Annotated in this window: 14 protein-coding genes; 8 read left to right on the top strand and 6 right to left on the bottom strand. The window is 69.8% G+C overall.

Going from position 1 to position 14,633, the window contains the following annotated elements; all coding sequences use genetic code 11:
* Positions 1-17: 17 nt before the first annotated feature.
* Complete coding sequence (locus RAN53_RS04315) at positions 18-1,751, bottom strand: isocitrate/isopropylmalate family dehydrogenase (protein ID WP_305795584.1); 1,734 nt, start codon at positions 1,749-1,751, stop codon at positions 18-20.
* Positions 1,752-1,839: 88 nt separating this feature from the next.
* Positions 1,840-3,087, bottom strand: a complete 1,248-nt coding sequence (locus RAN53_RS04320; protein WP_305795585.1) for a threonine ammonia-lyase — start codon at positions 3,085-3,087, stop codon at positions 1,840-1,842.
* A 141-nt stretch (positions 3,088-3,228) separates the two neighbouring features.
* Here RAN53_RS04320 and RAN53_RS04325 point away from each other — a divergent pair, with 141 nt between their 5' ends.
* Positions 3,229-3,984, top strand: coding sequence for a tellurite resistance TerB family protein (locus RAN53_RS04325; RefSeq protein WP_305795586.1), 756 nt, complete (start codon positions 3,229-3,231; stop codon positions 3,982-3,984).
* The gene (locus RAN53_RS04330) at positions 3,984-4,457 is read left to right on the top strand and encodes a phosphatidylglycerophosphatase A (RefSeq protein ID WP_305795587.1); all 474 of its coding nucleotides are present in this window, start codon (positions 3,984-3,986) and stop codon (positions 4,455-4,457) included. The genes RAN53_RS04325 and RAN53_RS04330 overlap by 1 nt, the downstream gene beginning before the upstream one ends.
* On the opposite strand, the gene RAN53_RS04335 is transcribed toward RAN53_RS04330, so the two are convergent.
* Entirely contained in the window at positions 4,442-6,397 is a 1,956-nt protein-coding gene (locus tag RAN53_RS04335; protein ID WP_305795588.1) for an alkaline phosphatase D family protein, read from the bottom strand. The two genes, RAN53_RS04330 and RAN53_RS04335, sit on opposite strands and share 16 nt — an antisense overlap.
* Positions 6,398-6,659: 262 nt before the next feature.
* On the opposite strand from RAN53_RS04335, the gene RAN53_RS04340 reads away from it, so the two are divergent.
* From RAN53_RS04340 to RAN53_RS04360, 5 genes are read left to right on the top strand one after another with little or no spacing between them, the layout of a single operon-like run.
* Positions 6,660-7,778, top strand: a complete 1,119-nt coding sequence (locus RAN53_RS04340; protein ID WP_305795589.1) for a substrate-binding domain-containing protein — start codon at positions 6,660-6,662, stop codon at positions 7,776-7,778.
* A gap of 24 nt (positions 7,779-7,802) precedes the next feature.
* Entirely contained in the window at positions 7,803-8,969 is a 1,167-nt protein-coding gene (locus tag RAN53_RS04345; RefSeq protein ID WP_305795590.1) for an ABC transporter ATP-binding protein, read from the top strand.
* Positions 8,962-9,849, top strand: coding sequence for an ABC transporter permease (locus RAN53_RS04350; RefSeq protein ID WP_305795591.1), 888 nt, complete (start codon positions 8,962-8,964; stop codon positions 9,847-9,849). The genes RAN53_RS04345 and RAN53_RS04350 overlap by 8 nt, the downstream gene beginning before the upstream one ends.
* Positions 9,850-9,862: 13 nt before the next feature.
* On the top strand, positions 9,863-10,669 hold the full coding sequence (locus RAN53_RS04355) for an ABC transporter permease (RefSeq protein WP_305795592.1): 807 nt from the start codon (positions 9,863-9,865) through the stop codon (positions 10,667-10,669).
* A gap of 39 nt (positions 10,670-10,708) precedes the next feature.
* Positions 10,709-11,605: a cation diffusion facilitator family transporter gene (locus tag RAN53_RS04360; protein ID WP_305795593.1), complete on the top strand. Its 897-nt coding sequence runs from the start codon at positions 10,709-10,711 to the stop codon at positions 11,603-11,605.
* A 19-nt stretch (positions 11,606-11,624) separates the two neighbouring features.
* Here RAN53_RS04360 and RAN53_RS04365 read toward each other — a convergent pair whose 3' ends face one another.
* From RAN53_RS04365 to RAN53_RS04375, 3 genes are read right to left on the bottom strand one after another with little or no spacing between them, the layout of a single operon-like run.
* Entirely contained in the window at positions 11,625-12,974 is a 1,350-nt protein-coding gene (locus tag RAN53_RS04365) for a sensor histidine kinase (RefSeq protein ID WP_305795594.1), read from the bottom strand.
* Positions 12,971-13,642, bottom strand: a complete 672-nt coding sequence (locus RAN53_RS04370; protein WP_305795595.1) for a response regulator transcription factor — start codon at positions 13,640-13,642, stop codon at positions 12,971-12,973. Before RAN53_RS04370 ends, RAN53_RS04365 begins: the two co-directional genes overlap by 4 nt.
* On the bottom strand, positions 13,639-14,028 hold the full coding sequence (locus tag RAN53_RS04375) for a PepSY domain-containing protein (RefSeq protein WP_305795596.1): 390 nt from the start codon (positions 14,026-14,028) through the stop codon (positions 13,639-13,641). The genes RAN53_RS04370 and RAN53_RS04375 overlap by 4 nt, the downstream gene beginning before the upstream one ends.
* Positions 14,029-14,141: 113 nt before the next feature.
* On the opposite strand from RAN53_RS04375, the gene RAN53_RS04380 reads away from it, so the two are divergent.
* The gene (locus RAN53_RS04380) at positions 14,142-14,609 is read left to right on the top strand and encodes a PepSY domain-containing protein (protein ID WP_305795597.1); all 468 of its coding nucleotides are present in this window, start codon (positions 14,142-14,144) and stop codon (positions 14,607-14,609) included.
* Positions 14,610-14,633 lie beyond the last annotated feature (24 nt).

A 14,633-nucleotide genomic window follows, 5' to 3' on the forward strand; every position in this document is an offset into this window, starting at 1 on the left:
AGGCGACTGGGTGACGATCAGAGGCGGCTGGCCACGGCGTCGAGGAAGCCTTCCATGTCGACCAGGGTCTCGTTTTCCGGGGCGTTGGTCTTGCCCTTGAGGTCGCCGGTGATGATGCCCGCGTCGACGGTGTCGATCAGTGCCGCCTTGAGCCGCTGGGCATACTCCACCAGCACGGGGTTCTCCGCGCGCTCGCCGAGGGTCTCCAGGGCATTGGCCACGGCGAAGAGCAGGGCGGAGGAGTTGAAGTGCGCCTCGCGGCCGTCGGTCTCCAGGTACTTGAGGTAGAGATCGTGGGCGGTGCCGTGGGGCGCCTCGAACAGCATGGTGCCGTCCTTGCTCTCGATGATCGAGCTGGCGGTGGCCAGGCTGCCGCCGAGGGCGGCGGAGATATCCGAGAAGATGTCGCCGTCCAGGTTCTGCGCCGGATAGAGGGCGTTGCGGGGCGGGTCGGTGATCATCTTGATGAGCTGGCTGGAGGGCCGCATGATCATGAACGAGGGCGGCGGGGTGCCATTCTCGGCCAGCTCGCGGCGCACGTCGGTGATCACGGTGCTGAAGACCTCGTCGTACTCCATGTACTCGCGCTTGAGGCCGAAGTAGACCTCCTTGCCCTTGCGCGAGGCGTCGCGGAATACCTGCAGCACCCAGTCCTTGATCGCCGCGTGGTCGTTGGACATCAGCAGGATGGGGTCGCCCTTCCTGACGTGGCGGGCGTGCTTCTCCTCGCCGTCGACGATCACCTTGAGGATGCCGTCCTCCTCGGCGGGGGCGTTGAAGCTGCCGTACTGGTCGCCGCCGCCGGCGCTCATGCGCGAGATGGAGACCTGGGCCTTGCGGTCGGGGATGCCGAAACGCTTGAGCTGCTCCACCAGCTTGTGGAGCTTGCGCCCGGTGGTGTTGTCGGGCACGCCCCACAGCGCCCGCTCGGGCGGGTTGGCGACCAGGCGCGCGGCCTGGGCGTCGATCAGCTCGTAGTGGTAGTTGAGCCCCAGGGCCTCGACCTGCTCGCGGTAGTGGGCGTCATAGATGCCCTCGATGGCGGCGCGCATCACCCCGTCATAGCCGGAGATGACGGTGTCCTTGAGGCCCAGGTAGATGTCGCGCTTCTCGTCGATGGCACGCTGGAAGAAGCGGTGGGCCCAGGCCTTGACGTCCTCCAGGTCGTTGGTGGCGAGCAGCCAGGGGTCGCCCTTCTTGACTTCGCGGCGGTGCAGCTCCACCGGGTCGCCGCTTTCGCCGACGAACATCAGCTTGACGATGCCGGTGGCGCGGGACAACTCGTTGAAGCTCTCCTTGATGCCGCCGACCTCCATGGTGTCGATGACGATGTCGCGGTCGACCCACTCGGGGCGCTTGACCATGAGGTTGCGGAACTGGATGTCCTCGCGGGTGATGTTGCCGCCGATGCCCTTGCGGATGGCACCGTTGGGCGACTTGGTGGCCAGCGGGTTCAGCTTGGTGCCGTCGAGATCGGGGTGCTTGGCGAGCAGCTCGCCGAGCTGGGTGCGGTTGACCGTCATGCCGGCGTTCTTGATGCCTACGCCATGGGCCTTGAGGGCCTCGACGGCATCCACTACCACCTGGCCGTTGGTGACCAGGCGGTTCTCGGCGGAGAGGTCGATCTCGACCAGCGGGATCTCCAGCCGGGAGGTCACGAAGGTGTCGAGAATCTTCTCGAAGGCTACCTGGGCCATCTCGTCACCGTGGAGGATGACCAGGGGGGCTTCGACTGTGATCTTGCTGCTCATCGCCTCGTCTCTTTTCTGCGCGCTGGAAAGTGCGTCTAGGGTACGCCGGAAGGCCCGGACACGCCATGCTTCCAAGGGGGAAGGCCCTTCAGTTCTCGCTGCCGGCCCAGCGCTCGTCGGGGTGCACCTCGTTGGCCGGCAGCACCGGGTCGTAGCCATCCCGGCGCAGCGCCTCGATCACCTCCCGGGTGTGGTCGCTGCCCAGGGTCTCCAGGGTGGCCTCCACCTCGGTGGCGCGCAGCGAGAGATCGGTGAAGGTGCGGTGGTGGGCGATATGGATGACGTTGGCATGCTGTTCGGCGAGCTGCCGCGTCAGCTCGGCCAGGGCGCCGGGCACGTCGGGGATCGCCACGCGCACGCGCACGATGCGCCCGCTGCGGACCAGACCGCGCTGGATCACCGAGGAGAGTGCCAGCATGTCGATGTTGCCGCCGCACAGGATCAGCCCCACCTTGCGTCCGCGATAGCGCTCGGGGTCGGCCAGCACCGCGGCCAGGCCGGCGGCGCCGGCACCCTCAGCCACGCTCTTCTCGATCTCCAGCAGCAGCAGGATGGCGCGCTCGATCTCGGGTTCGTCCACCAGCACGATATCACTCACCCGCTCGCGCACGATGGGCAGGGTCAGCTTGCCGGGCTGCTTGACCGCGATGCCCTCGGCGAGGGTGGCCAGCCCGCAGTGGATCGGTTCTCCGGCCAGGGCCTGCTGCATGGAAGGGAAGCGCTTGGTCTGCACGCCGACGATCTCGATGCCGGGCTTGAGTTCGCTGGCGGCGATGGCGTTGCCGCCGATCAGGCCACCGCCGCCGATGGGGATCACCAGGGCGTCGAGATCCGGGGCGTCCTCGAGCATCTCCAGGGCGATGGTGCCTTGCCCTGCGATGATGCGCTCGTCGTCGTAGGGGTGCACGAAGACGAGGTTGCGCTCGGCGGCGAGGCGGTGGGCGTACTCGCCGGCCTCGGCGACGCCCTCGCCCTCGAGATGGACTTCCGCGCCGAGCCGGCGGGTGTTGTGCACCTTGAGGTTGGGCGTATGCCGCGGCATGACGATGGTGGCGCGGATGCCCAGCCGGGCGGCGTGGTAGGCCACCGCCTGGGCGTGGTTGCCGGCGGACATGGCGATCACGCCGCGCCGTCTCTCCTGCTCGGAGAGCGTCAGCAGGTGATTGAGGGCGCCGCGCTCCTTGAAGGCGGCGGTGAACTGGTGGTTCTCGAACTTGATGTAGAGCTCGCAGCCGGTGATGCGCGACAGGGTATGCGAGAGCAGGCAGGGAGTGTGCTCCACGCTGCCCCGAATGCGCTCGGCGGCGGTGCGGATGTCGTCGAGGGTCACGCTCATGGCGGGGGGCTCCGGTTCTCGTCAGGCTTTCATGATGCGTCGTCGCGCAGTTGATGTCGAAACGAATGTCGAAACCCTGACGCCTGGGATAGAGTCAATTACAGGCCCCGCCAGGGCCTGTTTAGTCATGAGGAGAACGCGATGAACGCCAGCAAGATACTGCAGCAGCTGATGCAGCAGGCCGGTGGCCAGTCCGGCAGTGGGTCGAGCGGCCAGGGCGGCTCGGGCCTGGATATCCAGGGCATGCTCGGGAGCCTTTCCCGCCAGCTGGGCGGTGGGGGCTCATCGTCCGGTCAGGGCGGCGGTTCGGGGGTCGACGTCAAGAGCCTGCTGGGCGGCGGCGCCCTGGGCATGCTGGTGGGTTCCAAGCGCGGCCGCAAGCTGGGCGGCAAGGCGCTCAAGTATGGCGCCATCGCCGGGGTGGGGATGCTGGCCTGGAAGGCGTGGCAGAACTCGCGTGACAACGCCGGCGACAATGCCGGCAGCCAGGGCCGCGGCTCGGCCAGCGAGGGCGAGGCGGTGGAGCAGCTGGGTGGCCAGGCCCTCGAGCGGCGCAGCCTGGAGCTGCTGCAGGCGATGATCATGGCGGCCCGCGCCGATGGCCACATCGACGCCCAGGAGCGTGAACTGATCGCCGGCCAGATCGACGCGCTGGGCGCGGATCAGGAACTGCACGCCTGGGTGGAGCGTCAGCTCCAGGCGCCGCTGGATGCCGAGGCCTTGGCGGCCCAGGTCGACTCGCCCCAGGCGGCCCGCGAGATGTACCTGATCAGCGTGGCGGTGGTCGATGAGCAGAATGGCATGGAGCGCGCCTGGCTCGACCAGCTGGGCCGCGCGCTGGCGCTGCCCGACGGGGTCACCGCCGAGCTCGAGCACCAGGCCCGAGAGGCCGGTTGATGGTCGAGCCATTGATGGCGCTGGCCACCGGCCTGGGCACGGGGCTCTCGCCCTGGGCCTCGGGTACCGTCGGGTCACTGCTGGGGCTGCCGCTGGCCTGGTGGCTGCTGGGGCGTACCCGGCGGGTGCAGGTCGCGGTGACGCTGGCCCTGCTGCTGGCCGCGGTGCCGGTCTGCCACCTGGCCGAGCAGGCGCTTTCCGCCAAGGATGACGGGCGCATCGTGCTCGACGAGATCGTCGCCTTCCCGGTAGCGGTGCTGGGCCAGACGGCGGCCCGCCAGCCCTGGGCGATGGCCTCCGCCTTCGTGGTCTACCGGGTGTTCGACGGTGCCAAGCCGCCGCCGGTGAGCCTGGCCGAGGCGGTGCCCGGCGGTGCCGGCATCGTGCTCGACGACGTCATGGCCGCGGCCATGACCTGGCTGGTGATGGCCGGTGGCCTCCTCCTCTGGCGCCGGCGTCAGGCCTCTTCCTGAGCCGCCGGCGGAAAGCGCACCTCGAAGCCGCGGGCGTCGAGCTGGCGGATATCGCGGGGTCGGCCCCGATCGTCGAAGTCGACCAGGCCGATCCCGCTGCCGTTCCATAGCCGCTCGCCGGCCTTGGCGCGGTCCGGGTCGCGGGGCGTGATGGCCAGGCGGCGGCGCTTGGTGAACCAGTTGAGCGGCGACCAAGGCGCATAGAGCCAGCGGTTCAGACGATCGAACCAGTCGAGCAGGGTGTCGGGAAAGGCGTTCTTGATGCCGCTGGAGGTGATCTGCCACAGCCGCGGCCCCTGGCTTCGCTGGCGGATACGGATGTCGTAGGCGAAGGAGTAGTGCACGTCGCCGGAGAGGATGACGTAGTTCCCCGGGGTGCGCGAGTGGCGGAAGATATTGAGCAGCACGCTGGCCGCCCCGCGGTGGGCCATCCAGTTCTCGGCGTCCACCACCAGCGGCCTGCCGGCCAGGGTGAAGAACTTCTGGATGACCTCGATCAGCTTGACGCCGAACATCGGCGCCGGCGAGACGATGATCACCGAGCGGTGGTGGAGCAGCGCCTGCTGAAACTCGCTCAGCGCCTCCCAGTCCATCAGCCCCGAGGGGCGCTTCGGGCTGCGCTCGCTGCGCCAGCGCCGGGTGCGGGTATCGAGCACCACCAGCGGCGGCTCCCCCGGCACCTCGAACCCCCAGCCCTCGAAGCGCAGCAGGCCCCGGATCAGCGCATCGAGGGCCTCGCCGTCTAGCCAGCCGTCGCCCTGGGCGGCGGCCTGCAGTACCCGGACGCAGTCGTCCAGCGGTTCGGCCAGGCGCTCGGGGGCATTGCCCCAGCCCTGGCAGAGCAGATAGCCGAGCAGGGCGTTGCCGATGATGCGCCGCGAGAAGGGATGCTCATAGGCGGTGCGCTCCCAGTCGGCGGTGAGGTTCCAGTCGTCGGTGATGTCGTGGTCGTCGAAGATCATCAGCGTGGGCAGCCGGGCGAGCAGGCGAGCGGCGGCGGGCAGGCCGGCCACGAAGCGTTCGATCACCGCGCGCTGCTCGGCGAAGAGCGTGCTGTGCTTGTCGTCCAGCGAGGGCGTTTCTACCTGGATCAGCTCCCAGGGCGTCGGCGACCACACCAGCAGGTACATGGCCATCACCTCGGCGAGGGTGGCCAGGTGGTTGTGGGCATTGGCCGAGGTGAACACCGGCTTGCGTACCCCGCCGAAGAAGCGCTCGCGGAGGTTCTCCGAGCTCTCCACGTCGGGCAGCAGCGACTCGCGATCGTAATAGTGGGCGGCCTCGCCATGCAGGGCGCGGCTGTCGGCCACCACGGCGCCCTCCAGCGGCTCGTCGAACAGCCCCAGGCGGCGGATCAGGGCGTGGATGGCCACCAGCATGGGGCCGGCGACGTCGTCGGCGTAGACCTGGTCGCCGGTCATCAACAGCCAGGCGGGGCGCTCCTCGGGGGTCGTGCGGCGCTCGGCCAGCCACGCCTCGGCGCGCACCAGGCCATCGCCGCCGTCGTGGTGGGGCTTGCGGCAGGAGCCGTGCAGCAGCCGGTGGTGGCGGCCGGCCAGCACGAAGGCGGGCGGCTCGCCGTCGGCGTCCAACAGGTGCGGGCCCCAGTCGGCGATGCCGCGCTCGCCTTCGCCGGCGTGGCGGGGGTCGGCGTCGCGCACGCGCAGGTCGTAGGCAATCAGGGTGTCGGTCGGCAGCGGCGTCTCGAGGGGCAGGTCGATCAGGTGCAACCAGGCGTGGCGGCCCACCGGCACGCGCCGGCAGTGGTCGTCCAGGGACAGCCGTCGCGTCCCCTCGCCGGCTGGGGTGAGGGCGAGGGTCAGCGCGAGGGGGCGGCTCGCCGCCAGCCACAGCACCAGGCGGTCGGGTGCCAGGCGGCGCAGCAGCGGGCCGGCAAGTACGGGAGGTAGGGTGGTCTCTTCCATGGATGAGGTCGTCATGCGGTTTCCTGGGGTCACCCCGAGACCGGTCTCGGGGCGACAGGTTCCAGCCTCGCCGATGGCGTGGGCCTCAGGCAAGCGCCGCGTGGAGCGTTGATGGTGGCGGCCTGGCGACTCGCCGGGAATCGCCTACAGTGATTCCACAGGATTGAACGGTCATGCAGGCGTCATGTCGGCGTCATCCGGCTGTCACGGCCGGGCGACATAAGGGTACGGCACGTCGCGCCATCTTCGGATCCCACCGCTCGAGGAGAACTTTCCCATGTCGATCACTCGTCGCCGCTTCCTGCAGGGCTCGCTGGCCGCCGGGGCGGCCGCCACGCTGCCCAGCCCCTTCTACATCAACCGGGCCCTGGCCCAGCAGGAGCCGCTGCGCATCTACGCCTGGGCGGGCTACTTCAACGACGCCATGCTGGCCGACTTCACCGACAAGACTGGCATCCCGGCGACCTTCACTCCCTATGGCACCAACGACGAGCTGATGAACTCGCTGCGCGCCAGCGCCGGCGAGGGCTTCGATGTGATCATGCCCACCGTGGACCGGGTGCCGGGCTATCTCGACTACAACCTGATCCAGCCGCTGGACGAGTCGCGCATCAACTGGAGCGGCGCCCTGGACAGCGCCATCGAGGGCTCCGAGGTGGGCGGCGTGGTGGACGGCAAGCGCTACTTTGCGCCCAGTGACTGGGGCACCGAGGCGATCACCTGGCATCGCCGCTACGCCGACATCGATCGCGCCAACCTGAGCTACGCCGACCTGTGGAACCCCGAGCACGGCCAGGGCGTCACGGTTCGCGGCCACTCGGCGCTGGTCGGCATCGGCCTGTGGCTGGAGCGCGAGGGCCGGCTGCCCCACCCGCTGCTCGACTCTTACAAGAACGAGGAGGCGATGCGCGCCAACTTCGACGTCATCCTCGAGGAGGCGGTCAAGCACAAGGCGATGCTGGTGCAGTTCTGGAACACCGAGAACGAGGCCCAGGCCGCCTTCCGCACCAACGGTGCCATCATCGGCCAGACCTGGGACTCCACCGCCTTCCGCCTGCAGCAGGAGGGCGATGACATCGCCTACGGCGCGCCCAAGGAGGGGGCCCTGGCGTGGATGGAGGGCTTCGTGATTCCCAAGAATGCTAGCAACCCGGACGCCGTCTACGAGCTGATCAACTGGTACTACACCCCCGAGGCCGGCGCCATGTTCGTCGAGGCCACCGGTTACAACTCCACCTCCAAGGGTGCCACCGAGCTGCTGCCCGAGGCGACGCGCCAGTTCTTCACCGAGTCCTACACCGAGCAGGACCTGGAGAACCTGTGGTGGTGGCCGATCCAGGAGCCCTGGTACGTGGCGCTGCGCAACGAGTACCAGGACCGCTACCTGTCCGCCTGACGGATGCCCGAGCGAGAGGTGACCATGGACGGCAGCGTCCGACTGGAGGGAGCGGTGATGCGCTTCGGCGACGTCACCGCCATCGACAAGACGTCGCTCACGATCGGCTCGGGGGAGTTCTTCAGCTTCCTCGGGCCCTCGGGGTGCGGCAAGACCACCCTGCTCAACATGATCAGTGGCTTCCTCACCCCCAGCGAGGGTGAGGTGTTCATCGGCGGCGAGCCCATGACCGGGGTGTCGGTGAACCGACGCCCCACGGCGATGATCTTCCAGAACCTGGCGCTCTTCCCGCTGATGACGGTGTTCGAGAACATCGAGTTTGGCCTCGAGGTGCGCGGGGTCGACCGCCGCACGCGGCGTGCCGCCGCCGAGCGCTTGCTGTCGCTGGTGGCCCTGGAGGGCGTGGGGGCGCGCCGGGTCACCGAGCTTTCCGGCGGTCAGAAGCAGCGCGTGGCCATCGCCCGGGCGCTGGCGGTGGAGCCGCGAGTGCTGCTGCTCGACGAGCCGCTCTCGGCGCTGGACCTCAAGCTGCGCCAGCACATGCGCAGCGAGCTCAAGGCGATCCAGCGCAAGACCGGCATCACCTTCATCTACATCACCCATGATCAGGGCGAGGCGCTGACCATGTCCGACCGGGTGGCGGTGATGTCGGCGGGTCGCCTGCAGCAGGTGGCCGACCCCATGACCCTCTATCGCCAGCCCGCCACCGGCTTCGTCGCCGCCTTCGTCGGCGAGAACAACCGCATCGAGGCCAGGGTGATCGACCGCCTGGGCGAGCGGGTGCGTCTGGATGCCGGTGCCCTGGGCGAGCTGGAGGGCCGGGTGGGGGCCGAGGCGAGCCTGGGCGGCGGCGCGGAGGTGGCGCTCTATGTGCGCCCCGAGCAGCTGCGCCCGGTGGCCGCCGGCGCGCCGGGTGATGCCACCATGGGCGCCTCGACCCTGGCCGCGGAGGTCGAGTCGGTGAGCTTCGAGGGCGCCTGGCTGATGGTGCGGGCGCGTCTCGCGGGCTCCGGCGGGGCACTGCGGGTGCAGCTGGGCAGCGAGGTGTCGCGAGGCTTCGCCGATGCCCTGACCCCCGGTGCGGCGATCACCCTGGGCTACGACCCCGCCGAGACGGTGGTGCTGCCCCGGGACGACGGTCCGCGGGTCGACGAGGCCACCGGCGAGGTGGTGGAGGCGGCGGATGGTTAGGCAGCTCGCCGCCCGCTTCGGCGGCCCCCTGTCGGCGGCGATCCTCGCCCTGCTGGGGATCTGGCTGATCCTGATGGTGACCCTGCCGCAGCTGCAGATGATCGACTACTCGCTGCGCCCCAACCTGCTGCCCGACCAGCGCGGCGGCCCCGAGGATGGCTGGACACTGGCCAACTACGCCACCCTGTTCGCCAACGACATCCACCGCGCGATCTTCTTCAAGACACTGTGGTCCAGCGTGCTGGTGACCCTGCTGACGCTGGCCGTCAGTTATCCGCTGGCCTGGTACCTGGCCAAGGTGGCCACCCCGCGGCAGGCGGCGCTGTGCATCCTGCTGCTGATCATTCCCTTCTGGATCAACGAGATCCTGCGCACCTACTCGTGGTTCATCATCCTGGCCTTCCGCGGCCCGCTCAACGAGCTGCTGCTGATGCTGGGGCTGATCGACCGCCCCATCCGCTTCCTGAGTGGCGACGGCGGGGTGATGGTGGGCATGGTCTACGCCTATATCCTGTTCATGGTGTTCCCGCTCTACAACGCCATCGAGAGCCTCGACGACAACCAGGTACGCGCCGCCCGGGACCTCGGCGCCGGCACCCTGCGTACCCATCGGCGCATCGTGATCCCCCACGCCAAGCCGGGCATCGCCACCGGCTGCATCATGACCTTCATGCTGGCGGCGGGCAGCTATGCGGTGCCGGCGCTGCTCGGCTCGCCGGGCAGCCGCTGGTTCACCCAGATCATCTACAACTGGTTCTTCGAGGGCGGCAACTGGAACCAGGGGGCGGCCTACGCCTTCCTGCTGCTGGTGCTGTGTATCGGCTTCATGTCGCTGGTCATGAAGGTGTTCAGGGTGGGCCTGGGAGACATCGCGAAATGAGGGACCGGGCCAAATGACCTCGCAGCGACTGATGGCCATGGGCCTGCGTTTCTATGTGGTGGTGTTCTTCGCCTACCTGTTCCTGCCGCTGCTGGTGATGGCCGCGGCCACCTTCAACGACAGCCGCTTCCCCACCGTGACGCCCTGGGACGGCACCACCCTGCGCTGGTTCGGCGAGCTGGCCGCCGATGGCGCCATGTGGCAGGCGCTGATCAACAGCGCCATGGTCGCCGTTGGGGTGCTGCTGCTGGCGGTGCCCATCGGCATCGCCACGGCGCTGTTCCTCAATACCGTGCAGAGCCGCGCCAAGCCCTTCCTGTATGCGCTGATCCTCTCGCCGCTGCTGACCCCGGGGGTGATCATCGGCATCTCCACGCTGATCTTCTGGCGCCAGTGGGGCGTGGGCGGCGGCATCTTGCTCACCGTGGTGGGCCAGGCCACCTTCATCGCCGCCTACGTGATGCTGATGGTTACCGCCCGGCTGCAGCGCTTCGACCGCACCATGGAGCTGGCCGCCCTGGACCTGGGAGCCAACCAGTGGCAGATGTTCCGGCGCATCCTGCTGCCGTACCTGCGCCCGGCGATCCTCTCGGCGGCGGTGATCGCCTTCCTGCAATCCTTCGAGAACTACAACACCACGCTGTTCGTGGTGGGGTACGACACCACCCTGACGGTCTATATCGCCTCCAAGGTGCGCACCGGCCTGACGCCGGCGGTCAATGCCCTGGGGCTGATCCTGATCCTGGTCACCGTGCTGCTGGCGGCCATCTACGAGCTCAAGCGGCGCCGCGAGGCCGCTCGCCTGGTGAAGGGGGTGTGACCCCTGCGGTATGCTGGGGACCCGCCACAGGAGGGCCCCATGTCCCACGATCACTCCCATGACCATGCCCACCACGCTCACGACAGCCGGCGCCGCCTGAGCTGGGCGATCCTGCTTACCGGCGGCTTCATGGTCGCCGAGGTGGTGGGCGGCATCCTCTCCGGCTCGCTGGCGCTGCTGGCCGATGCCGGCCATATGCTCACCGATACCGCCGCCCTGGCGCTGGCCTGGTTCGCCGCCTGGATCGGCCAGCGCCCCGCGGACGGCAAACGCAGTTATGGCTACCATCGGGTGCAGACCCTGGCCGCCTTCGTCAACGGCCTGACGCTGATCGCCATCGTGGTGTGGATCGCCATCGAGGCGGTACGCCGTTTCCTCTCGCCGGTGACGGTGATGGGCACTCCCATGCTGGTGATTGCCACGCTGGGACTGGTGGTGAACCTGGTGGTGTTCGCCATCCTGCATGGCGGTGATCGCGACAACCTCAACATGCGCGGCGCGGCCCTGCACGTGCTGGGCGACCTGCTCGGCTCGGTGGCGGCCATCGTCGCCGCGCTGGTGATCCTCACCACCGGCTGGACCCCCATCGACCCGCTGCTGTCGCTGCTGGTGGCGGCGCTGATCCTGAGGAGCGCCTGGAAGCTGACCCGCGAGGCGGGGCATATCCTGCTCGAGGGCGCGCCGCACGACCCCGACGCGGCGACCCTGCGTCGGGAGATTCCCGCGTCGCTGTCGGCGGTGCATGACGTCCACCACGTCCATGTCTGGTCGCTGACGCCGGGGCGCCACCTGGTCTCGCTGCACGCCGCCGTGGAGGCGGGGGAGGACCACCAGGCGACCCTGGTGGCGATCAAGGCGCTGCTGGTGGAGCGCTACGGCATCCGCCACGCCACCATCCAGATCGAGGCGCGGGGGAACTGCGCCGACGAGGCGTGAGGCGCCGGCGTCTCACGCCTCAACCCCTCTCGCGCAGCGCGCTGGTCGGCAGCCAGGCCCGGGCGGCGAGCCCGCCGAGGGCCGAGCGCGACAGGGTGAACTCGCCGCCATGCAACTCGGTGAGCTCCTTGACGATGGCCAGCCCCAGACCGCTCTGGGAGCGCCGCTCGTCGAGCCGCGCGCCGCGCCCCAGGGCCGCCTGGCGCTGGCTCTCGTCCATGCCGGGGCCGTCGTCCTCCACCGCCAGCCACACCCCGTCGGCCGCCTCGCCGCCGCTGAGGCGCACTTCGCCCGCGGCCCAGCGCAGGGCGTTGTCGAGCAGGTTGCCGGCGAGCTCCTGGAGGTCCTGGGGATCCAGGCGCAGGCGCAACGTCGTCGGCAGCTCGACCGCAAGGGCGATGCCGCGGCGCTCGGCCAGGCGCCCCAGCCCCTCGACGATGGGGGAGAGCACCTCGGAAACCGCTACCCGCGGCGCCAGGCCGGCGTCGCCGGCCGCCGTGGCCCGTGCCAGGTGGTGGCGCACCGCGGCGTCGATGCGCGAGAGCTCCTCGCGGATGCGCCCGCGCCGGGGCTCCTCGATGCCGTCGGCCAGGGTGGTCAGCACGCTGACCGGGGTCTTCAGGGCGTGGGCCAGGTTGCCGGCGGCGTGGCGGGCGTGGGCCAGCAGCCGCCGGTCGCGCTCCAGCACCCCGTTCATGGCTGTGGCCAGGCGGGCGAGCTCCTCGGGCAGGCGGGTATCCAGGCGCTCGGCCTCGCCGTCCTCCACCCGGCCGAGATCGGAGCGAAGGCGGCGCAGCGGCGCCAGCCCCCAGCGGATCTGCAGCCCCAGGGCGGCCAGCAGCAGCGCCCCGAGGCCCGCCAGGGAGAGCGCCACCAGGCGGTCGAAGCGGGCAAGTTCGGTGTCCAGCGGCGCCCGGGAGATCGCCACGGCGACGTGCAGCGGTTCGGCCAGCGGGGCGAGGCGGATGTCGCGCTCGATGGCGCGTAGCGGCGTGTCGCGAGGTCCCGCGAGGTCACGGAAGGCGACCGCCGGGTGGGTGGCGGTGGCCAGGCGCTGGTCCCACAGCGAACGCGAGGTGAGGGTGTGGTCGCCGCCGTCGCTGGCCTGCCAGTACCAGCCGGAGAAGACTCGCGTGAAGCGTGGCTCGCCCAGGTCGCGCTGCAGCACCAGCTCTCCCGCCACGTCGTCCCAGGCCAGCCCGGCGACCACCACCCGCAGCAGCGACTCGAGTCGCTGGTCGAAGGCGGCGGTGGCGGTGGCCTGGACGTGGCGGGAGAGGGCGATGCCGGAGAGCGGCAGCGAGACCACCAGGATCGAAAGCGTCGCCAGCATCAGCCGGCTGGCCAGGGAGCGGCGGCGCGGGGTCATGGCGCGCCGTCGGCGTCGACCAGGCGATAGCCCTGGCCGCGTCGGGTCTCGATGCGGGCCGCCCCCAACTTGCGCCGCAGGCGGCTGACCTGCACGTCGATGACGTTGGAGTCGGGTTCGTGGTCGCGATCGTAGACGTGCTCGGCGAGCTCGCTGCGGCTGACCACCCGCGGGGCGGCGTGGGCCAGGTAGGCGAGCAGCCGCGACTCCTGGGCGGTGAGGCTGATCGGGCGACCGGCCAGGGTGACGCTGCCGCTGTGGGTATCGAAGGCCAGCTCGCCGACCCGGATCACCGGGTGGGCATGACCGTGGCTGCGGCGTACCAGGGCGTGGAGCCGGAACAGTACCTCGGCGGTCTCGAAGGGCTTGGTCACGTAGTCGTCGGCCCCGGCGGAGAAGCCGGCAGCCTTGTCGGCCCAGCGGGTGCGGGCGGTGAGCACCAGCACCGGCAGCTCGAGGCCGTCCTCGCGCCACTGAGCGAGCCAGCGGCTGCCATCGCCGTCGGGCAGGCCCAGGTCGAGGATCACCGCGTCGTAGGCCTCGGTGCGCACCAGGAAGTCCGCCTCGCCGCCGCTGGCGGTGTGCTCGAGCAGCAGGCCGGCATCGCCCAGCGCCTCGCCCAGCGCCTCGGCCAGGGCCGGGTCGTCCTCCACCAGCAGTACCTTCACGGGCTCTCCTTGCGTCGCATGGCGTCGATCTTTACTCCTTCCATGCCGATCAGCTCGCCGCTCTCGGCATCGAATTCGAACTCCACCTTCTGCCCCTGGGGACCCAGCATATCGATCTCGTAGACCAGGCGGCCGTCGTCGCGCTCCAGTTCCACCTCCAGCACCTGGCCGGCGTAGCGCGCCTCCAGCCAGTCGAGCAGGCTCGGCAGCGCCACGATCCTCTCCTCGCGTACCGCCTCATGCAGGTCGTGCCAGTGCTCCTCGGCCGGCGCGGGGGCGGCGGCCAGCTGCACCAGCAGCCCGGCGAGCAGGCCGGCCAGCAGCGTCAACCGGCGGCGGGCATGGGGGCGAGGTGAGGGGCGAAGGTGAGGGCGTGATGTCAGCATGGGCTCAGGGTGCCAGGGGCGACATGAACAGAGCATGAACGTTGCCGTCACCTTCAGGCAAGGCGGACGGGTGTGTAATGGCCCGGCAACCCCCAGAGATGAGGAACGACACCATGCAACGCAAGATGATCCTGACCGCTTCCCTGGCCGCCCTGCTGGGCGCCGCCACCCTGGCCCAGGCCGCGGATGATCGCCTGGCCAGCGAGCGCCTCGACGAGGTGCTGGCCCAGGCCGGCGACTTCGGCTTCCAGACCTATGAGGAGATCGAGGTGAAGCGCTCCGACCGCGTCGAGGTGGAGGGCTGGCTCGATGACGAGTGGCAGGCCGAGGTGAGCTTCGACCTGGCCAGCGGCGAGAGCCTGAAGGAGGAGCGCAAGAAGCGCGACGGCGGCGCCTGGGGCCTCTCCGAGGCCGAGGTGCGCGACGCCATGGCGCTGGCCGTGGCCGAGGGCCTGGTCGAGTTCGAGGAGCTCCAGGTCGACCGCGATGGCCGCGTCGACATCGAGGGCTATGACGCCGACGGCCGCGAGCTGGAGGTCAAGAGCCGCGACGGCGCGCTGCTCGAGGTCGAGCGCGACTGATTCCCGGCCGGGGAAGTCCCCGGC

It is taken from the genome of Halomonas sp. SSL-5 (assembly GCF_030708455.1).
Taxonomy (GTDB): Bacteria; Pseudomonadota; Gammaproteobacteria; order Pseudomonadales; family Halomonadaceae; genus Halomonas.